We start from the raw sequence: 23305 nt of genomic DNA on the forward strand, positions 1-23305 counted from the left end.
TTGTCAGGCCTTGTAAATAATCATCGCTGAAAAACAATAAATCTGCTCCTCTTCTTCTTCCTCTGCCATTGCGGCCACATTATATTTAATATCAAGCAGACTTGTTTCGTCCAGCCCTTTTAAAAAACGATTCATTTCCTTTTCCAAATCCTTCTCATGCTCCCGATCAAACAACTTCACCTGTATCAATGTTCTCTCCCTCTCTTTTTTACTACTATTCTTACCACTTTTCTGAATTTTAAAAATTCAATCTTTAATAAAAGTTAAGTTTATTTTAAGTTTGAGCTTGTAAACTTCCTTTTAGAAAGACGGTTTTATTTTGAAAGGAGTATATACATGGATAAAAAACAACGAATCTCATGGGGCGTTAGTTTTGGAAGTTTAGCTCTAGCAGCCGGATTGGTCTCATATTTTGGAATACCTAATAACAATCAAATAGCGCTTAATCAAGGGCAAACAGCAAATAATAATTCCATTCAGCCGCCGCAGCAATCGCAGGATGGCTTTTCTCCACAAGAACGCTATGGGCACGGGCATGGTTTTGATCAATCCACGAGTGGAGGCTCATCGCAAACTGATGGATCGACCAATAATTTTAATAACAATGATCAGTCTTCAACAACTACTGATCCACTCTATGGAATTAGCAATCAACAAGGGCAATTCTCAAATGATGGCGGTCCTGGAATGGGACAACACGGCGGCTTTGATACAACTACTGGTGGTACCTGATGTATACCTTTAAATAACCATATACCATCTAAAGTCGATTCCTTAACTTACAGGGAATCGGTTTTTTTTATGAGATGAGACTTTCTTTAGGTTGTAATACAGCATTCCCCTGAGGCTACCGCTTCTGGGGTGACTCTATTTTCCCGTTGAATAAATGACAAAAATCCGCATTTGTAATATAGCACCTTCCGGACAAGCAGCATTTAATATACAGAAGTTAAAAATAATTTAAAAGAACGAAAGGAAGGATTTATATGTGTGGATCTCATAATAAAACATCATTTTGCTGCCCGGAGGCAGAGATTTTTACAGAAGAAATTTGTGGCAACCTTGAGGGACCGATTGACCAGGCTGTGTGGACAGCACCTACACCAAGCGACTATTTCCAAGGTACTTTCACAGTGACTAACACTGGAAATTCACCATTTATTTTTTCGGTAAATGGCGTTGTCTTAACTGTACCACCAGGGAGCACTGTATCATTATCGGCGAATAATCCAGTTAGCTTGATAGTTACTTTAGGGCCAGAAGATAGAGGCAGATTTTGCATCACTTTGTACAAGCGTGTTTTCGCTTAATCCATCATACTATCTGAACATACGATAATAATTGAAGTATCCCTAGTAGTACACTACTAGGGCTATTCTATTTTCCATATGAATATATTACAAAAATCCGTATTTGGTGTGTAGCACACAGGACAAGCTTCCTTTATTAGTAGAGTTAAGTCAATTATTTAAAAAGGAAGGAGTGATTTACATGTGTGGAACACATAAAAATAAAACATCATTCTGCTGTCCAGAAGCACAGATATTTACTGAAGAAATTTGTGGTATCATTGAATGAGCGCTTAGCCAGGCATTGTGGACAGCACCTACACCAAGCGACTATTTTCAAGGTACTTTCACAGTGACTAACACTGGAAATTCACCATTTGATTTTTCGGTTAATGCCACTGTCCAAACCGTGCCAGCAGGAAACACTGTTTCATTGTCGTTTAATAACCCAGCTGTCTTTGGAGTTGTTTCAGGTGCAGAAGATAGAGGTAGATTTTGCATCACCTTGTACAAGCGTGTTTTCGCTTAATCCGTTAATAAAAGAAGGGAGGACAGACTCTACCGGCTTTTCCAGTGGTCTTCCTCCCCTTTATTTTTGTTTGGAACCCGAGGAATCAGTTATTCTGTGTATTCCGTCTCTCCAGTCCATGCCAGCATTCCGCCAACCATATTACGGACCTTATATCCCTGATCCTGCAAATAATGGCAGACATTTCCGCTTCGTGCACTGGAGCGGCAGATAAAGATATACTCTTTTTCCTTGTCAAAATAGTCGAGTTGATCAGGAATGTCACCCATACGGATATGCTTTGCCCCTGGGACCATCCCAAATACAACCTCATGATCTTCCCTTACATCAACCAGCTCAAGTTTTTCCCCTGCCTCAAGCTTTTTTTGTAATTCTTCTGGTGTAATCGTTTGAATTTCTTCCATCAAATCCATCCCCTTTAGGAAAAACAGCCCCAGAAAAGGGGCAGCTCTTTTAATTAATTTGCGACGATATTTACAAGTTTCCCAGGAACGGTAATAACTTTGCGAATTGTTTTTCCTTCAATTTGTTCCTTAATTTGGGCATCTTCCATTGCGATTCCTTCAAGTGACTCTTTACTTGCATCTGTAGGTACCATTAGTTTTGCTTTTACTTTCCCATTAACCTGGACGACAATTTCAACTTCATCATCCACTAGTTTTGCCTCATCATAGGCAGGCCATGCTTCGTAAGAAATGGTTTCACTGTGACCTAACTTTTCCCAAAGCTCCTCAGCGATATGCGGGCAAACAGGAGCAATCAATTTAACGAATCCTTCGATATACTCTTTTGGTAAAACCGTAGCTTTATAGGCTTCATTAATAAATACCATCATTTGTGAAATCGCTGTGTTAAATCTTAAGCCCTCATAATCCTCTGTCACTTTCTTCACCGTTTGATGATACACTTTTTCTAAATTAGAGGCTTCTTCATTTGCTTGTATCTTTGGATTTAATTCCCCGTTTTCTTCAACCAATAAACGCCAAATCCGATCTAAGAAGCGGCGGGAACCATCCAGCCCATTTGTCGACCAAGCAATGGATGCATCAAGCGGTCCCATGAACATTTCATAAAGGCGAAGAGTATCAGCACCATGGCTGCCAACGATATCGTCAGGGTTTACTACATTCCCTTTTGACTTACTCATTTTTTCATTTCCTTCACCTAGGATCATTCCTTGGTTAAATAACTTTTGGAATGGTTCTTTAGTTGGAACCACGCCGATATCATACAAGAATTTATGCCAGAAACGCGCATAAAGTAAATGTAAGACGGCATGTTCGGCACCGCCAATGTAGATATCAACAGGAAGCCAATGATTTAATTTTTCCTGAGAAGCAAGTGCCTGATCATTTTTCGGATCAATATAACGTAAGTAATACCAGCAGCTGCCTGCCCATTGCGGCATTGTATTGGTTTCTCGGCGACCCTTTTTACCTGTTTCTGGGTCCACCACATTGACGAAATCAGAAATAATTGCTAGTGGTGATTCCCCTGTTCCAGATGGCCGGATTTCTTTCGTTTTTGGTAACATCAATGGAAGCTGGTCTTCAGGAACAGCAGTCATTGTGCCATCTTCCCAATGGATAATTGGAATCGGTTCGCCCCAATAACGCTGGCGGCTGAATAGCCAGTCACGTAGACGGAAGGTGACCTTCTTCGTTCCTATTCCTTTTTCTTCTAACCAAGCAATCATTTTTTGGATGCCTTCAGCTTTATCCAAGCCATTTAGGAATTCAGAGTTAATATGTTCTCCATCGCCTGTATAGGCTTCTTTTTCGATATCTCCACCTGCGACAACGGCTTTAATTGGCAGGTTAAATTCTTTTGCAAATTCATAGTCACGCTCGTCGTGAGCAGGTACCGCCATAATTGCCCCTGTACCGTAACTAACTAATACATAATCAGCAATCCAAATTGGCATTTTTTCGCCATTTGCAGGATTGATCGCATATGCACCAGTAAATACGCCTGTTTTCTCTTTTGCAAGATCGGTACGCTCTAAATCACTCTTCGTCTTTACTTTATCCAAATAAGCATCAACCGCAGCGCGTTGTTCAGTAGTTGTAATTTTATCAACAAATGCATGTTCAGGAGCAAGCACCGCATACGTAGCACCGAATAAGGTATCAGGGCGAGTAGTGAATACTGTGAATGTCTCTTCGTGGCCTTCGATCGAGAAAGTTACTTCCGCACCTTCCGAACGGCCGATCCAGTTGCGCTGCATTTCCTTTAAACTTTCCGGCCAATCTAGTTCTTCTAAGTCTTCAAGTAAACGGTCACCGTAAGCAGTGATTTTTAACATCCATTGCTTCATCGGACGGCGTTCAACAGGATGCCCGCCACGTTCACTCTTGCCATCAATGACTTCTTCGTTTGCGAGAACTGTTCCAAGAGCCGGACACCAGTTTACCGCCACTTCATCAATATAGGCTAGACCTTTTTCAAATAGCTTTAAGAAAATCCATTGAGTCCATTTGTAGTATTCAGGGTCAGTAGTGTTAACCTCCCGATCCCAATCATAAGAGAATCCTAATGATTTAATTTGGCGGCGGAAAGTGTTGATATTCTGTTCAGTAAATTCCGCTGGGTCGTTCCCCGTATCTAATGCATACTGCTCTGCCGGTAAACCGAACGCGTCCCAGCCCATTGGGTGAAGCACATTGTATCCCTGCATCCGCTTTAAGCGGGAAAGAATGTCAGTTGCAGTATACCCTTCAGGGTGTCCAACGTGTAGTCCTGCACCTGATGGATATGGAAACATATCTAAAGCGTAGAATTTTCTTTTGTCATATTCCTCGCTTGTTTTGAATGTTTTTTCTTCTTCCCATTTCTTTTGCCACTTCTGTTCGATTTGATTGTGATCGAAACTCATACTGCTCTTCCTCCTAAAAAAAAATAAAAAAACCCCTCATCCCAAAAAAGGGACGAGAGGATTGTATGTATCTTCCCGCGGTACCACCCACATTAGTGTCGTAAACACTCGCTTCATTCATCCTTAACGCGGAAAACGGCAAGCCTTACTAATCCTTCACGCTTGCAACTCAAAGGCGAGTTCATGATGTACCCGGTTGACTTTCACCAGCCGTCAACTCTCTTTCACACGGGTATTAACCATTACTACTCCTCATCACAGTCTTTTCCATATAAACTATTACGGTTATTGTAATAAATTTTTAATGAATATGCAAGTAAGGTTAAATAATTAGGGCTTTTCCCCAAGCAAAGAGATGTTAACTTACATTCTATATTATTAAAAAGGAATGATTTTCTTATGGGACCCAAGTTTTATAGTTGGAGTAAACCATTCAAGTCTTTTTCTAATTCTGATACCAATACCAATTCTGCCCCTGAATCTGCCCCTGATTCTGGCTCCTGTTTATCCCCAGACCAGGAAATAAGCGAGATGGTATGTAATAATATATGTGGGAATTTGTTATTGAGCGACCAGGTTTCAAAATTGGAGATTTGGAGGAAGGGCATTGAGCCCAATGCTACTGTAACTATTGCCGTATTCAATAGCGCTAGGAACTCTGCAGCCATTCAGGTTATTGTGACTAGAACTATAGGAAATCCTTTTAAATTCACCGTTCCTCCTGGCAATACAATCTCAACAACAATTGATGATACTGAATCAATAAGAGTAGCTCGGATAGGATCAGGGTTAACGGAGGGGAAATTTTGTTTGGATGTATGTTACCCTGTTTTTAGCGTTGACAATAATTAAAATAAAAAAATATAAAATGTGGTAAAAATAGTATCTTAACTTTGTAACCTCTGCTTTTTCGTTTAACAAAAGCAAGTAAAAAGCAAAATCCCTATATTTTGGAACTTTGCTTTTTACTACATACTCCACTTTAACTCATCGTCACTATGTCCACCTCACGTGGACAATCGTTAGATTTGTCCATGGATGGTGCCTGACACCATTTTTGTTTTTAGGCTTCGATCGTAAAGTAATGTAGTTATGATTGCGATTAGGAATAGCCCAATCAATACTATGAATAATGCGGACATGTTATAGATGTCGACAATTATTCCACCCAATAAGGGTCCAATCATTCTGCCGCCTGTGGCGGTACTGTTGACGATTCCTTGGTAGAAGCCTTCACGGCCCTTTGGTGCTAAGTTAAAGGCGACAGTTGGAACGGCTGGCCAGATAAACATTTCTCCGATGGTTAAGATAATCATTCCGACAAGAAAACCTGAAAACACAGTTGATTTTCCTGCAACTATAAATGAAACAATAAAAATACTAATTCCAATTATCATTTGCATTTTAAGTGACGCAGAAAGGCGCTTCAAGACACTATTTAGGAGTGGCTGGGCAACGACAATTAAAGCTCCGTTAATCGACCATAATAAGCTATACTGCTTTAATGAAATACCGATCTCTTGTGTATAGGAGGAAATCGTGGTTGTCCATTGAACGTAGGCAACCCAGCACAGCAAATAACCTGAGCACAGTATTAATAAGGCATACAGGTTTTTTCTATTCTTAACGATTGGAACATTTATTTCGGCTGCCTGTTTTCCAGACTCCACTGAAATTCCTTTATAGCCAAATAGCGCAATAAGCAAAAAGAGGACGTACATAATGGTATTGGCAAGGAAGATGAGTTGAAAGGAATACGCGGCAACAATCCCGCCAAGGGAAGCACCCAAGGCCACCCCAAGGTTTTGGGCAACATAAATGGCGTTAAAGGCTTTGCGCCCACCTTCTTTCCAAACTGACCCTGCCATTGCAAACATCGATGGAAAAATAATACCGGTACCGAATCCAATGATGATTTGGAAGACAATATATTCGGGCCACCCATGCCAAAACGTTAAGCCGATGAGTGCTGTAAGGGTAATACTAATTCCTAAAATGATAGATTTGTAGCCGCCTATTCTATCAAATAGATTGCCGCCATATAGGTTTCCAATTACACTTGCCCCTGAGTTTAACATTAGGACAATTCCAGCGATTGATAAGGACTTCCCTAGATAATCATGTATATAAATTGTATTTAAAGGCCACAGAAATGATGAGCCTGTGACATTAACGACCATTCCTATTATTAAGAGCCATAAGGCACGTGGCATGTATAAAACGCCCCTTTACATATTACAATTTCAATTACCAAGGATATATTCTATTATTTTTTCTAGCTGGGCGCAATGCTTTTTGTTTTCCAGTGAGGGGAGGTGTGAAGATTTGCTGTTCCCACTGACTTGATGCTGGATTTCGTCAAACTGGATTGGATTCCGCTGAATTGGTCCAGCCGACATTCTTATTTATTCCGCCAAACTTCGATGGATTTCGCCAAGTTTCCCGTTTATCCCGCCAAATCTAATGAAGATTCCGCCAAACTCAATTTCTCCTCAAAAAAAAACCATAAGAAAAAAGAAAAACACTGTCCACATAAAAGCAACAGTGTTTTCCTGACACAAATATAAAAGGTTATTTCTTAGGCACTGCTGGTACTACCGGTGCTTGCGCAGGGAAGTAGCTATTCACAGCTGCATCTTTTTTCTTCTCATTATCCTTTTCATCGAGAACGGCCTTTTTCACTTTTTCAATTTCTTTGTCCAGCTTTTCCATGTCAATGCCTTTTTTAACAAGCTCTTCTGTGGCAAGGCGGACCGCTTTGTTGGATTGGACAACTGATTCTCTCAGTGAATCCATAGAACCCTGTGGATTATGGAATCCGGCAGAGTTTTCAGCTGCGATAATATCCCAAAACCATTGTCCTTTTCTAACATATTCTTGCGCTTGCTTGACTTTTTCTTGATTCACACCCGAAGTAATCATTTTATTTACATAATAGTGTGATGTTGTAGATATGTCTTGTGCTTCGTGTAATGCACTGACATTCGCTTCTTGAATTTCAAGGACACGGTCCTTCAATTTATCTAAATCACGGTCGCCGTGACATTGACCGCATGAAGTTTGCATTGTTTTAAGTGGAGAAGTCCACCAGTGGGAGGTGATTTTTCTTTTTCCATCAACACGCTCATATGGCATATGGCAGTCTGCACAAGAAACATTCGCTTTGCCGTGTGTACCTGATGAATGTGTTTCATATTCGGGGTGCTGCGACTTTAACATCGGAGTCCCAGAAATATTACTAATCCAGTCTTTTTCAAAACCCTTTTCTTTAGCAATGGTGCTGTAATACTCATACATTTCTTCGGGTTTAAACCCTTTTGCCCATGGGAATGTTACTTCACTATTATCGGCTGCAAAATAATACTCCACGTGACACTGACCGCAAACATAGCTGCGCATATCGTTCTTGGTTGGATTGGATGTATCTACGCCTTTCGCTTCTAATGCCTTATAAAAGCTTGGACGAGTCACACGCAAATCCATTGTTTTTGGATCATGACAATCAGAACAGCCGATTGGGGAATGACCCATCGCTTCACCCTTTGGCCAAATATCTTTATTAAAATTAGCCCCCCAATAGCTGTCACCCATTTCTTTGATCATTTTTGGAACAGCTGTTGATTTACAGGTATAACAAGAACCAACCGATTTATCTGTAATCCGTTTAACGCTGCGAATATCTTCTAAAGCGTATGTATGTCCACGCTCTTCATTATACTCGGTCGCAAATCCATATCCGTTGAAGAGGATGGGTAGCAATGGCTCTTTATCTTCCTCATACTTACTACGCTTTTCAGAACCGCCATAAGTAGTATCTTCCATTTTCTCATTCTTTTTGTAACTATTATATTGAAGTGGAAATAAGTCCTTAAACGCTTCATTACTAATTTCATCGGCTGAGAGGCCTGTAGTCTGCTTTCCTGCAGCGGACGCTGTTTTCTCACTAGATTCGTTGCTGCACCCAGTAATAATCAAAACAATTGCTAGCAGGAGAAGATATGCCCCATATCGAAACCTTCCCATTTCTAAAATCCTCCCTTATTTTCTAATAATTCGCCTGAAACAGGTGGCTTATTATAACTATCATCTTTAAAGCCTTTCCCGTGTGGTACTGTTTGGTGACAGGATATACACTTTTCCTTTGCATCATGAGATACATTACTTAGCGTACTCTTGTGACAAGAACTACAGTTGTCATTCATGATTTTTTCTGTGCGATCGGTGGCCTCAATCACATCCGGAATCTTCTTTGATCCGAGTGTGTTGAAATAAATATGTGTCATCCCAGCGCGGCCTTTAAAAAATAATTTCCCTACTTCACTTTTATGAGGCAGATGGCAGTCATTACACTGTAAATCCGAGTGCGTAGAATCCATAAATGACTTATGCACGGATTTCATCGTATGACAGTTTTGACAAAAACCAGGAGAATCCAAGTAGGCCATTGTTTTAACCGTTGAAAAAGATAAAAACACACCAATTAGAAGTGCCAACACAATTAAAAACTTTTTGTCCATTTTCAGAAATTTTTTAACCATTCCTTCACCTCCCATAGAATTTCTTTTCTCTCTTTTTAAAGTAAAGTACATTCTGTACCTTAACCCAAAGTGGTCTACTCCTTATTTAAACCATGATATAAAAGGGCAAAACTGTGACGCACATCACACAAATAACACCACTTGTTACCAACCTGTGAACGGGGTTTTCCTTCTATTTTCAAGGTGCATTTAATGTAAAATTGTTATTCCAAGTGATTTTTTGCACTTTTTTCAATATTTTTCCGAAAAAACATTTTAAAAAAAGAACCCCTCAAATGAAAAAATTTTGAGGGATTCTTCTTTGTTTTAAGAGGACTGACCTTTTTCTTGGTGGAATTTAGATTTTACGGGCTGCCCACCTGATTTTTCATAATTCTTCTTGGCTTGCTTAACAAGATCGAAATCTTGCCCAAGCTCTAAATCTTGATTATTTATTCCATTTCGTGTTTTCTGTTCAGGGTTTTGTTGCTTGGAACGCTTTTTCAAAGGTTTTCCCCCTCTAGTATCATGGTATTCTGAAGCTGCTGCAGCTGGAGTCTCATTCTATGGAGCTGTTCACGTTGCTGCGAGTTTGCACTAAGTGCCATTTTGGCAATGTCTTGGTAAGTATCTTCAACCTGCTGCAGCGCCTTTGTGTAATCATCATCATTATAATGTTCTTGGAGACTGCTTTGTTTGTATTGTTCTTGGGCAAAGCGAACTGTGTCCTCAACCTGTTGCATTAAATCGTCCATAGAGTCGCGAGTAGCCATCTAAGAACCCCCTTCTATAATAACTGGAATCCCCGTGTGAGAAGCATAATGCTTCATTTCTTATTTTGTTCTCCATTTTCTTTCCTATAACATAAACAGTTGAATAATTATTACCAGCGAGTTCCGTAAATAATTACATTTGGATTAGCTGGCCACCTCATGATAAAATTGATGTTATTCGTTTTTTAATTTTTTAAAAGGAGGTTTTCTGATTGGTTCAGATAAGACCTTTTATATATGCTTCTGATGATAAACGTTACCATACTTGGAATTACCACTTGCGCCAAGAATTTGGTCATAAGGTGTTTAAAGTCGCGCTTGATGGCGGCTTTGATTGTCCGAACCGGGATGGCTCGGTTGCACACGGAGGCTGTACGTTTTGTAGTGCGTCAGGGTCTGGTGATTTCGCCGGCAATCGAGTCGAACCCCTAGAAATTCAATTCAATGATATTAAAGAAAAAATGCACACGAAATGGAAAGACGGCAAATACATGGCCTACTTTCAAGCATTTACAAATACCCATGCACCAGTAGATGTACTGCGTGAAAAATATGAATCCGTTCTAAAGCAGGAAGGTGTCGTGGGTTTATCGATTGCTACGCGTCCTGATTGTCTGCCCGATGATGTAGTAGAGTATTTAGCGGAACTGAATGAACGAACCTATTTATGGGTTGAGCTTGGTCTCCAGACAGTTCACGAACGGACAGCCTTACTCATCAATCGTGCCCATGATTTTCAGTGTTATAAAGATGGGGTTGATAAGTTAAGAAAGCATGGGATTCGCATCTGCTCCCATATAATAAATGGATTACCGCTTGAGAACTATGACATGATGATGGAAACTGCTCGTGAAGTTGCAAAATTAGAGGTTCAAGGAATAAAAATTCATTTGCTCCATTTGTTAAAAGGAACACCCATGGTCAAGCAATATGAAAAAGGAATGCTCGAGTTTATGTCCCTAGATGATTATGTAAAATTAGTATGTGACCAATTAGAGATTTTACCACCCGAAATGATTGTTCATCGGATTACAGGTGATGGTCCAATTGATTTGATGGTTGGACCGATGTGGAGTGTGAACAAGTGGGAAGTCTTAAATGCGATTGATGCAGAACTAAAGCAAAGAGAGAGTTTCCAGGGGAAATTTTTTCAAAGTCATTTGGTGAAACAATCTTGAAAATTGACAAGATTCTTCCGTTTGCGAAAAATTTACTAAAAAAAGCAGTACATCCTGGGGATGTCGTGATTGATGCGACAGTTGGAAATGGTTACGATACAGTTTTCTTAGCAGAACTTGTTGGAGCCTCAGGCCACGTATTTGGATTTGATATTCAAGAGGAAGCAATTGCCGCAAGTAAGGAACGGTTGATTAAGCAAAGCCTGTCAGAGCGAGTTACACTGTTTCAATCTGGGCACGAACACATAACCCAAATGATCCCTAACAACTGTATAGGTAAAGTTACCGCTTCAATTTTCAACTTAGGATATCTGCCTGGCAGTGATAAAACGATTGTTACTCGACCTGAAACAACGATTGCTGCCCTTCAACAACTATTGGAAATGCTTGCTCCTGAAGGGATTATCATTCTCGTTATTTATCATGGCCACAAAGGCGGTGCCGAGGAACGTGATTCCTTGCTGGATTATTGCCAACAAATTGACCAAAAAAAGGCACATGTACTTCAGTACCAATTTATCAATCAACAAAATAGTCCTGCATTTATCATTGCGATTGAGAAAATATAAAAACCAGGCCCAAGTGCCTGGTTTTTATTTTGAAATTAACCTTGTGACAAAAGCTGGGACTGATTTTTGCACGGAGCGGTAGGCGAGACCATTAAAATAGAAGAAATAGCTAATCCAACCGCCGGTTTTAATCATTCCTTTGGCTAATTTCCGAACGTTTTTCTGTTTTCGAACCTTGGAATCTGATAAATAAATTCCCAACAGACCTCGGTTAATCAAACGATGGAAATTTTTATGGGGAAGAAATTCCGTGTGACGATCTGCTTCTCTGACAAAATGGTTCAACCGCTGAAACAGCATTTCCTCATTATCATAATAGGTACAAAAATTTAAGTCTCCCCCTATAAGGTCTTCCTCCTGATCAATAAAATAATCTAAAAGAATATGTAAGCCCTGAATATATGGAAAGTATCCATTTCGAATATTATCCGCATCACTCAACTGAAAATCTTCACGATGAGCGTAGGAGACAAGGCAAAAAATCCCTAAGGTAGAACCCGAACAAGCTGAAAATTCATACCATTCCATTTCCGGCAAGTGGGGTTGGTTTTTTTGAAACCATCTCTCAAGACGTGGGACCCGCTCCTCATGGATGACATGTTTGTGAATTTGCAGTTCACAATAGTACTGGCATAGTTCAAGTAAATAATTTTTAATTTCTTCATAATTCTTAATATCTCTTAGGACAGAGCGACAGGTCTCCGATAAATCATTTAAATAATTACCATCGTCCTGGTCTTCGCGGAGCCGGTAATAATTTTTCTTATCTGCCTTAAGGACAAGCGCATCTGCCATGGATTCATGGAGTGCTGCAAAATCCTCAGGGTCAAGTGAGGTAGACCGGTCACAAAGATTATCCAAATAATCACTAATCGTTTGATAGGCAACGATAAATTTTATTGCTTTTTTATAATCCTCTTTTGCGGTTAGGGCAAGGATAGCCCCACCCTCGCAATGGAATGTTTTATGATTGATACTTGCAAGGGCTTGAGTCCTCAGTTCCTCGTTCGGGATTTTTTCTGCACGGCTTTTCCAATAAGCCAATTCTTTGTGTACTGCTGGTAGTATTTTGCTGTATACCCTCGACATAAGGGTGATTGGCATCATTGAAACCGACAACCTTTCTAAACAATATATCCGATTGCTTTTAATTGACTATAAACAAAATCCTTTGCGTATTCAAATACCTCTTCCCGCTCTGGTTCATTAAAAATTTCATGATAGCATTTTGGCCATTCCTTAAATCTTTTTTCAGAAAGTGGTACATGATTGAACCATTCTTTTACGGTACTTTTATTGACTATTTTGTCATCTCCAGCTTGCATGACAAGCATGGGGATATCTTGTGTTTTTTCAAGCGCCTGAAAGGCCTCTTTCATGGCACTCACTAATTCCCGATACCATCGAACCGATACTTTGGTTATATAAAGGGTATCATTCGAATCTGCTTCACGAACCTCTTCGTTTCTTGTTGCCATTTGGACCGATAATCCAGAATTTATCCGTAGTGAAGGAAAAACCACATTCAGACCATGTGAAAGAAGATCAAGAATTTTAGACGGAGTGTGAACTAATCCTAAACACGGCGATGAAAGAATCACTCCAGCAACATTCAGTCTCTCTTCCTGTAAAAGTCGGATTGAAATTAATCCTCCCATACTGTGACCAAGTAGGAATACTGGTAAATTATAGCGGTAAGCCGCCTGAATCCAATCCTTTACTTCAAAGATATAATCATCGAAGGAATGAATATGACCGCGGTTGGCCCTTGTTGTCATCCCCTGGCCTGGAAGGTCTGCCATAATCACATGGAATCCAGCTGAACGCCACATTTCAATTAGCCATCCATAGCGGCGATGATGTTCCATCGCACCATGGACCATCACGATGACTGCTTTCGCTTCTCCTTCTGCTTCCCACTTCCACATAGTGTTCCCCCCTATAGTAGTTATAACCAATTAGTGAATGAATTTCCAATGCTCCTAAATTTCACCAATTCAAAAAGACGAATTATTTTTAATCGCCTCCTACTTCCGATAAAATAATATCATCATGGAAAAGGAGCGAGAAGAATGATCTATCCTTATAAAGATAAGTATCCTCACATCGCGGATACTGCTTATATTGCCGACTATGTGACAATTACTGGTGATGTTGTAATTGGTGAAGAATCAAGTGTCTGGTTTAATACTGTCATTAGAGGTGATGTAGCCCCAACCATTATTGGTAAGAAAGTAAATATCCAAGATAATTCTATCTTACACCAAAGTCCCAATAACCCGCTAATTTTAGAGGACGAAGTGACCATTGGACACCAGGTAATTTTGCACAGTTGTATCATTAGAAAAAAAGCACTCATCGGAATGGGATCAATTATCCTTGATAATGCTGAAATTGGGGAAGGTGCATTCATTGGAGCCGGCAGTTTAGTTCCCCAAGGAAAAAAGATCCCGCCTAATACCTTAGCATTTGGCAGACCCGCAAAAGTTATTAGAGAATTAACACCTGACGACATTAAAGATATGGTTAGAATCTCTACAGAATATGCGGAGAAGGGGCAATATTATAAGTCCATTCAACCCTAAAACCCAATAAAAAAGCACCCAAGAAAACTTGGGTGCTTTATTCATTAATTTTTCGATGTTTGCAATGCTTTTTCTAATGCATAATCTTTCTGAAAGGAATAGACATCTTCCACATAAACTTGATGCCATACCATAAACATCAGTACAGTCCAGATTTTTCTGCTGTTATCTGCCTTACCCTGACAGTGATCTTCGAGCAATTGTAATACATAGGATTTATTAATCAAATGATCTGTGTTACTTTCACGGATGATTTTCTTGGCCCATTCGTTCATTTCATCCTTCAACCAGTGACGGATTGGAACAGGAAAGCCTAGCTTCTTACGGTCTAGCACATGGGAAGGCACGACACCTTCAGCGGCTTTACGCAAGATATACTTCGTTGTCCCATGAGCTGTTTTTAGGCTGGTAGGGATTTTGGATGCCACCTCGAAAACGGCTTTATCAAGGAATGGAACGCGTAATTCCAAGGAATGAGCCATTGTCATTTTATCCGCCTTTAGTAAGATATCACCGCGCATCCAAGTATGAATATCAATATACTGCATCCGATCAACCGGATCATAGCCCCGGGATTCCGCGTAAAGAGGCTTTGTGATATCCTTATAATCTAATCCTTCACGATAGACGTTTAATAGTTCGCGTTTCTCTTCTTCCATAAACATTTTTGCATTTCCGATATAACGCTCTTCCATTGGCGTTACACCACGTTCGATAAAGCTTTTCCCTCTCATTCCTTCAGGCATCATACCCGCGATCCCTTTTAAGAGGACTTTACCTGCTCTTGGAATTTTGTTAAATACCTCTAGGGATTGTGGTTCACGATAAATATTGTAACCGCCAAATAATTCATCCGCCCCTTCACCAGACAGAACAACCGTTACGTGCTTTCTTGCTTCACGAGCAACAAAATATAGCGGTACACAAGCAGGATCGGCAAGCGGGTCATCCATATGCCACATGATTTTTGGAATTTCATTCATGTATTCCTGCGGTGAAATCACATAACTGATATTTTCAACACCAAGCTTTTCTGCAGTCTCTTTTGCGACATCAATTTCACTGAAACCATTATGCTCAAAGCCTACTGAGAAGGTTTTAATGGCAGGGTGAAATTCTTTAGCAATCGATGCAATAATGGAAGAATCTATCCCGCCCGAAAGGAACGAACCAACCGGAACATCACTGCGCATATGCATTTTAACTGAATCAAAGAGGACATCTTTAATTTCTTTTACAAAATCAGGCTCTGATTTTTGAACCGGCTTAAAATGTGCCTTCCAATATCTTTTGATTTCCATTGGAGAGCCAATTTTTTTAGTAAAATAATGACCTGGTTCTAATTTTTTTATCCCATCAGACAATGTGTATGGCTCCGGAACAAATTGATAAGTCAAATAATGCTGCAAAGAATCATAATTGAGCACATCATTCTCAAGGCCTAACAAAATACTCTTTTTCTCAGACGCAAAAAACGTTCTGTCACCATCTTCAAAATAAAAGAACGGTTTAATTCCAAATGGATCGCGTGCCCCATAAAGGCTTTGCTCCTGTTTATCCCAGATAACGAAAGAGAACATTCCACGCAGTTTTTCAACGGCTTTTTCTTTTAAATGACTGTAAAGGGCAATAATAACTTCCGTATCAGAACTTGTTGCAAACGTTAAACCTTCAGATAATAGTTCTTCACGCAACTCAACATAGTTATAAACTTCACCGTTAAAGATAATCCAATAGCGTTCATTTTCATAGGTTAACGGTTGATGACCGCTCTCAATATCAATGATACTTAAACGTCGGAATCCAAATTGAATATGATCATCATAATAAAAACCATCATCATCTGGTCCACGATGAGTGATAATATCGTTCATATTTTTAAATTGTTGTTTTTGTACTTCACTATAGTTTTGTGTTGTATCGTGTACACAACCTATAAAGCCACACATTATGTACCTCACCTCTTCTAAATATCCTGTTATAAGGATGTAATCCAAAAAACATACCCTCTAATACTACCACTTTTTTAAAAAAAAATGCACTGTGAACAATAGGTAAATTTACTATCCACATTTTTCACTTCTTTTGGCCTGCATAAACATTTCATTTTATGCAAATATCGATTCATTGTACAGGTAAAAAGACGTACAAATAAAAACAGGAGTTACATGTCGTATGTAACTCCCCTCTTTCTATTTATATATTTGCTTGTGCTCGCAATGCCTCTACTTTGTCAGTACGCTCCCAAGGCAGGTCTACATCTGTACGGCCAAAGTGACCATATGCTGCAGTTTGTTTGTAGATTGGACGGCGAAGATCCAACATGTTGATGATACCTGCTGGGCGAAGGTCAAAGTTTTCACTAACAAGATCGACTAATGTATCTTCGCTTACTTTTCCAGTACCAAACGTATCAACAGCAATCGAAACAGGTCGTGCCACACCAATCGCATAAGCAAGCTGAACTTCACATTTTTCAGCAAGACCTGCAGCGACGATGTTTTTAGCAACATAACGTGCAGCATACGCAGCGGAACGGTCCACTTTTGTAGGATCCTTACCTGAGAAAGCACCACCGCCATGACGAGCATATCCTCCATACGTATCAACAATAATTTTACGGCCAGTTAAGCCTGCATCTCCTTGTGGTCCGCCAATGACGAAACGGCCAGTTGGATTAATAAAATACTTTGTTTTCTCGTCGATAAGTTCTTTTGGTACGACAGGGTTGATGACATATTCTTTTAAGTTACGTTGAATCTGCTCTAAGGTTACTTCTGGGTTATGTTGAGTCGAAATAACAATGGTATCAATCCGTACCGGTTTATCGTTCTCATCATATTCCACCGTTACTTGGGTTTTTCCGTCTGGACGAAGGTAATCAAGAACATTATCTTTCCGCACTTCTGTTAATTTACGGGCAAGCTTATGTGCAAGCGAGATCGGAAGAGGCATAAGCTCTTTCGTTTCATTACATGCAAAACCAAACATTAAACCTTGGTCCCCTGCTCCAATTGCTTCGATTTGTTCATCGGACATGTGACCTTCACGGGCTTCCAGGGCTTGGTCAACACCCATAGCAATGTCTGGAGACTGTTCATCAATAGATGTTAAAACGGCACATGTCTCGGAGTCAAAGCCGTATTTCGCACGGTCATAACCAATCCCTTTAATCGTTTCACGAACGATTTTTGGAATATCCACATATGTAGATGTCGTGATTTCCCCTGCAACTAACACTAATCCAGTTGTTACTGAAGTTTCAGCCGCAACACGAGCATTAGCATCCTTTGCTAAAATAGCATCTAAAATGGAATCAGAAATTTGGTCACAGATTTTATCAGGATGACCTTCAGTAACTGATTCAGAAGTGAACAAGCGACGTTTTGTTGACATCTGAATTCCTCCTATATTATGAGATCACGAGGTTTTTTTCGAAGGTTACAGGTATACTTCTTAAACCTCGAGAATTTGATACGGTACTCATTCCCTTAGTATGTAATTAACAAAGGATTTTTATTAGAGACTCATTTCATAAAAGGACTTATACAAAACAAAAAACCTTACCATAGAGGAAAGGTTTTTTTCGGGCCTTTCGCTCTTATCGTTCAAGGCAATAGCCTTGCGTCAGATTAGCACCTTCGCATTTGAAAAGGACCTTTTAAAGTGGTTAATCTTTTCATACTGCAGGTTGCTGGGTTTCATTGGGCCTGTCCCTCCACCAGCTCAGGATAAGAGAGTATCCGTTCAACTTAGAATAATAACATAATGGATAACAATGTCAATGAATTTTTTAGAAATATCTTCCTCATTAAAATGGAATAATACGATGTAAGAGAGTATCCTTTTATAAATATTTTTTATATCTTCAATTAAAGTTTTAAAATATATAAATTTAGATGAATAGGATACATCAATTCAACTAATGTGTTATACTTTTTGTATTATTAACATTATAAAAACTTAAATAAAGGAAGGTCTCATTAAATGAATTCTGTTGATACTCCTAATGAATTAAATCAATTGTTAAATGAAAGTCATGTTCATGTGCAATTATCTGTTCCTCAATTGGTAGAGAAAGTCTTAACTCGTCAAGAAGGAGCACTAACTTCTACGGGAGCAATTAGTGTTGCTACCGGTAAATATACGGGCCGGTCACCACAGGATAAATTCATTGTCTTAGAAGATTCAACGAAGGACAAAATTGAATGGGGCACGACCAATCAACCAATTTCAGAGCCGGTTTTCACAAAGCTTTATCAAAAGGTCATTAATTATTTACAACAGAAAAATGAGATCTTTGTTTTTAAAGGCTTTGCTGGTGCCGATAAAAAATCACGTTTACCTATCCAGGTTGTAAATGAATTAGCATGGCAAAATTTATTTGTACACCAGTTATTTATTCGCCCGACTGCAGAAGAGCTGCTTGAACATGAAACTGGTTTTACCGTTATTTCTGCCCCTAATTTCAAGGCCGATCCAGCAATCGATGGTACAAATTCGGAAGCATTTGTAATTATCTCATTTGAGAAAAGAATTGTTTTAATCGGTGGAACAGAATACGCAGGCGAGATGAAGAAGTCTATTTTCTCGGTCATGAACTATCTACTTCCTGAAAATAATATATTCTCCATGCACTGTTCTGCAAATGTTGGCATTGAAGGCGATGTTGCATTATTCTTTGGCTTGTCCGGAACTGGAAAAACCACCTTATCGGCGGATCCAAATCGTCGATTAATTGGTGACGATGAGCACGGCTGGTCATCCACTGGTGTCTTTAATATCGAGGGAGGCTGCTATGCAAAATGTATTAATCTTTCTCGTGAAAAAGAGCCACAAATTTTTGACGCAATCCGCTTTGGAACGGTATTGGAAAATGTTACGTTGAATCAGGAATCCAGAATACCTGATTATGATGATGGCACATTAACAGAAAATACACGTGCCGCTTATCCGATTCATGCAATTGATAATATTGTTGAACCAAGTATTGCCGGTCATCCAAACACTATCATTTTCTTGACTGCTGACGCTTTTGGTGTATTGCCTCCTATTTCAAAACTAACTAAGGAACAAGCAATGTATCATTTTTTAAGTGGTTATACTTCAAAACTAGCCGGAACAGAGCGTGGAATTACCTCACCACAAGCTACCTTCTCTACCTGCTTTGGTGCACCATTCTTGCCGCTGCCTGCAACTCGATACGCAGAAATGTTAGGTGAAAAGATTCTTGAGCACAATGCGAATGTATTTCTTGTGAATACAGGCTGGACCGGCGGTGAATATGGAGTCGGTAATCGGATGAAACTTTCCTATACCCGTGCTATGATCCAGGCGGCGCTTGAAGGGGAACTAAATCATGTAGAAACAACCAAGGATAAAATTTTCGGCTTAAATATTCCTCTTCATATTGCGGGAGTACCAGATGAAGTTCTTCAGCCTAGTAAAACATGGTCTGATCCGTTTGCTTATGAGAAGAAAGCAGAAGAATTAGCAACACAGTTCCGAGAAAACTTCAAAAAATTCACAAACGTCTCAGAAGAAATCGAACAAAAAGGCGGACCAATTGCGTAAGCGAAAAGCGCCCTCTATATTCTAAAAGCCCATATCATTTCGATATGGGCTTTCTTACTTCTACCGGTACTGATTTATTTAATAAAGTAAACCGATATTTGCCGCTTTTTTTAAGGTCGAAATCTCCCTTATAAATGGAAATCTTTTTTCCATCAGTGGTAGTGTAATCGGTCTTATCTTTAAAGGTAAAGGTTGATTCTTCTGCATTTTCTAATTCAAATATCTCTAATTCAATTTCAGGTGGAAGGTTTTCTCCCTCAACCTCAATAGCAGCATCTTCATAGAAACCTGCGTATAAAACTTCTTGGGAAATCATTAGAGTGGAATCACCTATTGTGATATAAGGCTCCATTACATAAATTGAAAATTCACCAACCTTTTTATTGCCGGCCATAAATTCAAGATTATATTCACCAGAAAAAGTAAATGGTCTAAAACTTGTCATTGCATGACCATCTGCCCCATACATCCCCCCTGATATTACGGTTGTTGCAAGATGTTCTTTAACTCCTGTTTTTACATGGGTTGCCATTATGTTTAAAGGTTTATTGGCAAAATCCTTATCATAGTCACCCCATAAATAGACTGCTATTTTCGAAACACTCCTTTGATCCTTCGCTATCCACACAAGTGGAGCAAGCAGGCTAACTTTGTTTGGTATACCAAAATTGCTATCAGGATAATATGGTGTGCCACTCTTATCCATTAAAGCAAAAAACTCGCCCTTTTTTACAACTTCTGTCTTTATAGACCCCGAATTGCTTAAATCTTCACCGTGGTTTGTGAAATAAAGGATTGGAGCAATTATTGCCAACATAAACACAGCTGCTATTGCCGCTAGTCTTTGAAAATTAAATCGCCTGCTTTGTTTCTGAGAGCCTGCCTCACTAATTGCTTTTTGCAAAGCGGTTCTCTGCTTTGCAGTTAACTCATGCTTTGGAAAATCGGCCATTATCTCCAGTAATTCTTTATCCTTTAATTGACTCAAAATACTCCCCCTCCTTTAAGCGCTCATTTAGTTTTCTCACTGCCCGAAAAAAAGTAACATTCACTTTATTCTCCGTCCAGCCAAGGACTTGACCTGCTTCTTCGGATGAAAGTTCTGCAATACCTCTTAATAAAATCACATCACGATAAGTGGGCTTTAACTCATTAATTACTTCATACAAATAGGCATATTCCATTTTCCTAACAATTTTTTCCCCGGTATCTTGTTCATGAAGCTTAGGGGATTCATAATCTAAAATCTGTTTAATTCTGTTCCAAACAGATTTCTTTCGGTAAAAGTCTATCGCTGTATTTCTTGCAATCGATATCAGCCATGTTTTCGGGCTTGAATCATTTTTAAATTGACTTAAGGCTCTTAATGCCCGTAAAAAGGTCTCTTGAACCAAATCCTCAACATCCACCGAACCTGTATAATAAACAAGATAATTTGTAACATCCTGCTCATATTGAATAAACCATTTCTCTATTTGATGGCCGCGTTCCAATCCAATCCCCCTTCCCAAAAACCTTTATCCTAATAAATCTATTAATAAGACGTATGTATCGAAAGTTTATTACACATTTATAATATTTTTTTCAAAAGGCTCTTATCGTAAACTTGGTTGCTGTGTTCGATTCGTGGCCCATTCGGACAGCTTTCGTGATTTCAAAGGCAATCGTGTCCGAACATCTGTCGTCTTCGGACAGCTTTCGTGATTTCAAAGGCAATCGTGTCCGAACATCAGTCGTCTTCGGACAGCTTTCGTGATTTCAAAGGCAATCATGTCCGAACATCAGTCGTCTTCGGACAGCTTTCGTGATTTCAAAGGCAATCGTGTCCGAACATCGGTCGTCTTCGGACAGCTTTCGTGATTTCAAAGGCAATCGTGTCCGAACATCGGTCGTCTTCGGACAGCTTTCGTGATTTCAAAGGCAATCGTGTCCGAACATCAGTCGTCTTCGGACAGCTTTCGTGATTTCAAAGGCAATCGTGTCCGAACATCAGTCGTCTTCGGACAACTTTCGTGATTTCAAAGGCAATCGTGTCCGAACATCGGTCGTCTTCGGACAGCTTTCGTGATTTCAAAGGCAATCGTGTCCGAACATCAGTCGTCTTCGGACAGCTTTCGTGATTTCAAAGACAATCATGTCCGAATTATATTCCTTCCGTAGATTTTTATGGTTAAATCGGTTCCAAAAACAACAATTATTCCCAAAACAGCATTCAAAAAAAAAAAAGCAGGTTGCAAAACCCTGCTTAGTTCGTTGAATTTAATGAAATTAATTGATAGGTGATAGTCGTGCTGTTATTCTGCAACTCGACTTTTTTTATGACTGCTGTACCACTTGAATCACTATCCATTGTTTTTCTTACATCAATTGGAATCTCGATGGGATAAAGCCTGTACCCTTCTTTTTCTAATGTAAAGACATTTTCCTCTACTCGTTTCTCTCTTCCTTTTGTCACGATCATCGTATTTAACTCAAGAGGCATACCCATATCTTAAATCCGCTCCTCTGCTTGTTTTATCTATATATTATCATCTTTTACGCTGACTTTTCATCCACTTTGATAAATCCGAAACGACTTTTCTATTTATTTCAGGCGGGAAGTAATGTGTATACTCACTAAAATACCAACAATTAACCGGCTTATCTAATTCTCTCAGCCTTCTTTCCAGGCGATAGGCGTGTTCGACAGAGACATTACTGTCATTTACACCATGGATAATTAGGACTGGAGCAGTCAGTTTTTCTAAGGAATAGATTGGGGTTCTGTCTTGATAACGTTCCGGATATTTATGAGGGGTCCCGCCAATCACTCGTTTCATCATTCTTCGTAAATCCTTCCGTTCCATATAGGTAAGGAACATATCACTTACTCCCCCCCAGGTGACTACAGACGCAGTCTCAGGGAACTGGATTCCAGTCAAAAGGGCCATCACTCCACCACGCGAGAACCCAAAAATATGTATATCCAGAACCCTCGGCAAAGATTTTAACAGCCAAAAGGCCGCAAATGCATCTTCTCGGTCGTCCCCGGCAAAATCCTCATTGCCCTCACCGCCTTGATTGCCACGATAATAAGGCGCGAAAACAATGAACCCCTCAGCGGCAAACTGGGCAATCCTTGCTGGTCGAACTTTGCCTACATTTTTGATGCCTCCGCGTAAATAAAGGAAACCATCATACTCACCTTTTCCAATAGGTTCCGCCAACATTCCTTTGACTCTTAAACCATTGGAAAGGTAGGTGATGACCTTTAATTCAACTGTTGGATTTGGAGAAGGAAAACGCATCATCTCAACGATTTTTCCTTCAAGGTTATGGTTCATCTACACATCTTCTCTCTTTTTGTAAAATTTATAACACATAGGCATTCACACATTTTTTTCCACTTCATACGATATCTTAGGTTATTAGCCCAG

Annotated in this window: 26 protein-coding genes, 1 riboswitch and 1 other annotated feature; of the genes, 8 read left to right on the top strand and 18 right to left on the bottom strand. The window is 39.6% G+C overall.

Annotated features, from left to right (window positions below; all coding sequences use genetic code 11):
• Positions 1-3 precede the first annotated feature (3 nt).
• A complete protein-coding gene (locus FS608_RS24565) occupies positions 4-189 on the bottom strand; it encodes a sporulation protein Cse60 (RefSeq protein WP_026563254.1) in 186 nt (61 codons plus the stop codon).
• 147 nt (positions 190-336) lie between these two features.
• Here FS608_RS24565 and FS608_RS24570 point away from each other — a divergent pair, with 147 nt between their 5' ends.
• The 3 genes from FS608_RS24570 (at position 337) to FS608_RS31845 (ending at position 1818) form a co-directional block, all read left to right on the top strand.
• Complete coding sequence (locus tag FS608_RS24570) at positions 337-732, top strand: hypothetical protein (RefSeq protein ID WP_144555202.1); 396 nt, start codon at positions 337-339, stop codon at positions 730-732.
• 254 nt (positions 733-986) lie between these two features.
• Complete coding sequence (locus FS608_RS24575) at positions 987-1310, top strand: S-Ena type endospore appendage (protein ID WP_144555203.1); 324 nt, start codon at positions 987-989, stop codon at positions 1308-1310.
• Positions 1311-1641: 331 nt separating this feature from the next.
• Positions 1642-1818 (top strand): hypothetical protein, encoded by a 177-nt coding sequence (locus tag FS608_RS31845; RefSeq protein WP_395947823.1) that lies wholly within the window; start codon positions 1642-1644, stop codon positions 1816-1818.
• An 89-nt stretch (positions 1819-1907) separates the two neighbouring features.
• Here FS608_RS31845 and FS608_RS24580 read toward each other — a convergent pair whose 3' ends face one another.
• The 3 genes from FS608_RS24580 to FS608_RS24590 form a co-directional block, all read right to left on the bottom strand.
• On the bottom strand, positions 1908-2222 hold the full coding sequence (locus tag FS608_RS24580) for a rhodanese-like domain-containing protein (protein WP_144555204.1): 315 nt from the start codon (positions 2220-2222) through the stop codon (positions 1908-1910).
• Between the two features lie 53 nt (positions 2223-2275).
• Complete coding sequence (gene leuS, locus FS608_RS24585; RefSeq protein ID WP_144555205.1) at positions 2276-4693, bottom strand: leucine--tRNA ligase; 2418 nt, start codon at positions 4691-4693, stop codon at positions 2276-2278.
• Positions 4694-4738: 45 nt separating this feature from the next.
• Positions 4739-4961, bottom strand: a binding site (T-box leader).
• A 145-nt stretch (positions 4962-5106) separates the two neighbouring features.
• Complete coding sequence (locus FS608_RS24590; protein WP_144555206.1) at positions 5107-5361, bottom strand: hypothetical protein; 255 nt, start codon at positions 5359-5361, stop codon at positions 5107-5109.
• Between FS608_RS24590 and FS608_RS31850 the strand changes: the two genes are divergently transcribed.
• A complete protein-coding gene (locus tag FS608_RS31850; RefSeq protein WP_395947824.1) occupies positions 5258-5545 on the top strand; it encodes an S-Ena type endospore appendage in 288 nt (95 codons plus the stop codon). The two genes, FS608_RS24590 and FS608_RS31850, sit on opposite strands and share 104 nt — an antisense overlap.
• A 170-nt stretch (positions 5546-5715) precedes the next feature.
• On the opposite strand, the gene FS608_RS24595 is transcribed toward FS608_RS31850, so the two are convergent.
• The 5 genes from FS608_RS24595 to FS608_RS24615 all read right to left on the bottom strand — a co-directional run bounded on the left by FS608_RS24595 (position 5716) and on the right by FS608_RS24615 (position 9983).
• Positions 5716-6906: an MDR family MFS transporter gene (locus FS608_RS24595; protein ID WP_144555207.1), complete on the bottom strand. Its 1191-nt coding sequence runs from the start codon at positions 6904-6906 to the stop codon at positions 5716-5718.
• A gap of 358 nt (positions 6907-7264) precedes the next feature.
• The gene (locus FS608_RS24600; RefSeq protein ID WP_144555208.1) at positions 7265-8716 is read right to left on the bottom strand and encodes an ammonia-forming cytochrome c nitrite reductase subunit c552; all 1452 of its coding nucleotides are present in this window, start codon (positions 8714-8716) and stop codon (positions 7265-7267) included.
• 2 nt (positions 8717-8718) lie between these two features.
• Positions 8719-9231: a NapC/NirT family cytochrome c gene (locus FS608_RS24605; RefSeq protein WP_144555209.1), complete on the bottom strand. Its 513-nt coding sequence runs from the start codon at positions 9229-9231 to the stop codon at positions 8719-8721.
• Positions 9232-9537: 306 nt separating this feature from the next.
• Entirely contained in the window at positions 9538-9717 is a 180-nt protein-coding gene (locus FS608_RS24610) for a hypothetical protein (RefSeq protein WP_026563246.1), read from the bottom strand.
• Entirely contained in the window at positions 9714-9983 is a 270-nt protein-coding gene (locus FS608_RS24615) for a YtzC family protein (protein ID WP_144555210.1), read from the bottom strand. The genes FS608_RS24610 and FS608_RS24615 overlap by 4 nt, the downstream gene beginning before the upstream one ends.
• 212 nt (positions 9984-10195) lie before the next feature.
• Between FS608_RS24615 and mnmL the strand changes: the two genes are divergently transcribed.
• Positions 10196-11161, top strand: a complete 966-nt coding sequence (gene mnmL / locus FS608_RS24620) for a tRNA modification radical SAM protein MnmL/YtqA (protein WP_144555211.1) — start codon at positions 10196-10198, stop codon at positions 11159-11161.
• Positions 11158-11730 (top strand): tRNA 5-(aminomethyl)-2-thiouridylate-methyltransferase MnmM, encoded by a 573-nt coding sequence (gene mnmM, locus FS608_RS24625; RefSeq protein ID WP_144555212.1) that lies wholly within the window; start codon positions 11158-11160, stop codon positions 11728-11730. Before mnmL ends, mnmM begins: the two co-directional genes overlap by 4 nt.
• Before the next feature lie 24 nt (positions 11731-11754).
• Here mnmM and FS608_RS24630 read toward each other — a convergent pair whose 3' ends face one another.
• Positions 11755-12849: a tetraprenyl-beta-curcumene synthase family protein gene (locus FS608_RS24630; RefSeq protein ID WP_144555213.1), complete on the bottom strand. Its 1095-nt coding sequence runs from the start codon at positions 12847-12849 to the stop codon at positions 11755-11757.
• A 5-nt stretch (positions 12850-12854) separates the two neighbouring features.
• Positions 12855-13658, bottom strand: a complete 804-nt coding sequence (locus FS608_RS24635) for an alpha/beta hydrolase (protein WP_144555214.1) — start codon at positions 13656-13658, stop codon at positions 12855-12857.
• Positions 13659-13802: 144 nt separating this feature from the next.
• Here FS608_RS24635 and FS608_RS24640 point away from each other — a divergent pair, with 144 nt between their 5' ends.
• Positions 13803-14315 carry a gamma carbonic anhydrase gene (locus tag FS608_RS24640; protein WP_144555215.1) on the top strand — a complete coding sequence of 171 codons (513 nt, stop codon included), beginning with the start codon at positions 13803-13805 and terminating at the stop codon, positions 14313-14315.
• Between the two features lie 44 nt (positions 14316-14359).
• Here FS608_RS24640 and asnB read toward each other — a convergent pair whose 3' ends face one another.
• Positions 14360-16264, bottom strand: a complete 1905-nt coding sequence (gene asnB / locus FS608_RS24645; RefSeq protein WP_144555216.1) for an asparagine synthase (glutamine-hydrolyzing) — start codon at positions 16262-16264, stop codon at positions 14360-14362.
• Between the two features lie 247 nt (positions 16265-16511).
• Positions 16512-17711, bottom strand: coding sequence for a methionine adenosyltransferase (gene metK / locus FS608_RS24650; RefSeq protein WP_144555217.1), 1200 nt, complete (start codon positions 17709-17711; stop codon positions 16512-16514).
• 202 nt (positions 17712-17913) lie between these two features.
• Positions 17914-18053: riboswitch (SAM riboswitch) on the bottom strand.
• Positions 18054-18302: 249 nt separating this feature from the next.
• Between metK and pckA the strand changes: the two genes are divergently transcribed.
• A complete protein-coding gene (pckA, locus tag FS608_RS24655) occupies positions 18303-19889 on the top strand; it encodes a phosphoenolpyruvate carboxykinase (ATP) (RefSeq protein WP_144555218.1) in 1587 nt (528 codons plus the stop codon).
• Positions 19890-19923: 34 nt separating this feature from the next.
• Here the strand turns inward: pckA and FS608_RS24660 are convergent, their stop codons facing one another.
• The 5 genes from FS608_RS24660 to FS608_RS24675 all read right to left on the bottom strand — a co-directional run bounded on the left by FS608_RS24660 (position 19924) and on the right by FS608_RS24675 (position 23212).
• Positions 19924-20877, bottom strand: coding sequence for a hypothetical protein (locus FS608_RS24660; RefSeq protein WP_144555219.1), 954 nt, complete (start codon positions 20875-20877; stop codon positions 19924-19926).
• Complete coding sequence (locus FS608_RS24665; protein ID WP_144555220.1) at positions 20858-21382, bottom strand: RNA polymerase sigma factor; 525 nt, start codon at positions 21380-21382, stop codon at positions 20858-20860. Before FS608_RS24665 ends, FS608_RS24660 begins: the two co-directional genes overlap by 20 nt.
• A gap of 91 nt (positions 21383-21473) precedes the next feature.
• Positions 21474-21599: a hypothetical protein gene (locus tag FS608_RS31480; RefSeq protein ID WP_260871809.1), complete on the bottom strand. Its 126-nt coding sequence runs from the start codon at positions 21597-21599 to the stop codon at positions 21474-21476.
• A gap of 535 nt (positions 21600-22134) precedes the next feature.
• The gene (locus tag FS608_RS24670) at positions 22135-22377 is read right to left on the bottom strand and encodes a DUF2584 domain-containing protein (protein ID WP_144555221.1); all 243 of its coding nucleotides are present in this window, start codon (positions 22375-22377) and stop codon (positions 22135-22137) included.
• Between the two features lie 40 nt (positions 22378-22417).
• Complete coding sequence (locus FS608_RS24675) at positions 22418-23212, bottom strand: alpha/beta hydrolase family protein (RefSeq protein WP_144555222.1); 795 nt, start codon at positions 23210-23212, stop codon at positions 22418-22420.
• Positions 23213-23305 lie beyond the last annotated feature (93 nt).

This window comes from Bacillus sp. X1(2014) (assembly GCF_007678255.1).

Bases quoted from the DNA above. Each gene is read 5' to 3' on its own strand.
- FS608_RS24570 (WP_144555202.1), top strand. From the start codon at position 337: ATGGATAAAAAACAACGAATCTCATGGGGCGTTAGTTTTGGAAGTTTA.
- FS608_RS24575 (WP_144555203.1), top strand. From the start codon at position 987: ATGTGTGGATCTCATAATAAAACATCATTTTGCTGCCCGGAGGCAGAG.
- FS608_RS24580 (WP_144555204.1), bottom strand. From the start codon at position 2,222: ATGGAAGAAATTCAAACGATTACACCAGAAGAATTACAAAAAAAGCTT.
- leuS (WP_144555205.1), bottom strand. From the start codon at position 4,693: ATGAGTTTCGATCACAATCAAATCGAACAGAAGTGGCAAAAGAAATGG.
- FS608_RS24590 (WP_144555206.1), bottom strand. From the start codon at position 5,361: ATGGCTGCAGAGTTCCTAGCGCTATTGAATACGGCAATAGTTACAGTA.
- FS608_RS24595 (WP_144555207.1), bottom strand. From the start codon at position 6,906: ATGCCACGTGCCTTATGGCTCTTAATAATAGGAATGGTCGTTAATGTC.
- FS608_RS24600 (WP_144555208.1), bottom strand. From the start codon at position 8,716: ATGGGAAGGTTTCGATATGGGGCATATCTTCTCCTGCTAGCAATTGTT.
- FS608_RS24605 (WP_144555209.1), bottom strand. From the start codon at position 9,231: ATGGTTAAAAAATTTCTGAAAATGGACAAAAAGTTTTTAATTGTGTTG.
- FS608_RS24615 (WP_144555210.1), bottom strand. From the start codon at position 9,983: ATGGCTACTCGCGACTCTATGGACGATTTAATGCAACAGGTTGAGGAC.
- FS608_RS24635 (WP_144555214.1), bottom strand. From the start codon at position 13,658: ATGTGGAAGTGGGAAGCAGAAGGAGAAGCGAAAGCAGTCATCGTGATG.
- FS608_RS24640 (WP_144555215.1), top strand. From the start codon at position 13,803: ATGATCTATCCTTATAAAGATAAGTATCCTCACATCGCGGATACTGCT.
- asnB (WP_144555216.1), bottom strand. From the start codon at position 16,264: ATGTGTGGCTTTATAGGTTGTGTACACGATACAACACAAAACTATAGT.
- metK (WP_144555217.1), bottom strand. From the start codon at position 17,711: ATGTCAACAAAACGTCGCTTGTTCACTTCTGAATCAGTTACTGAAGGT.
- pckA (WP_144555218.1), top strand. From the start codon at position 18,303: ATGAATTCTGTTGATACTCCTAATGAATTAAATCAATTGTTAAATGAA.
- FS608_RS24670 (WP_144555221.1), bottom strand. From the start codon at position 22,377: ATGGGTATGCCTCTTGAGTTAAATACGATGATCGTGACAAAAGGAAGA.
- FS608_RS24675 (WP_144555222.1), bottom strand. From the start codon at position 23,212: ATGAACCATAACCTTGAAGGAAAAATCGTTGAGATGATGCGTTTTCCT.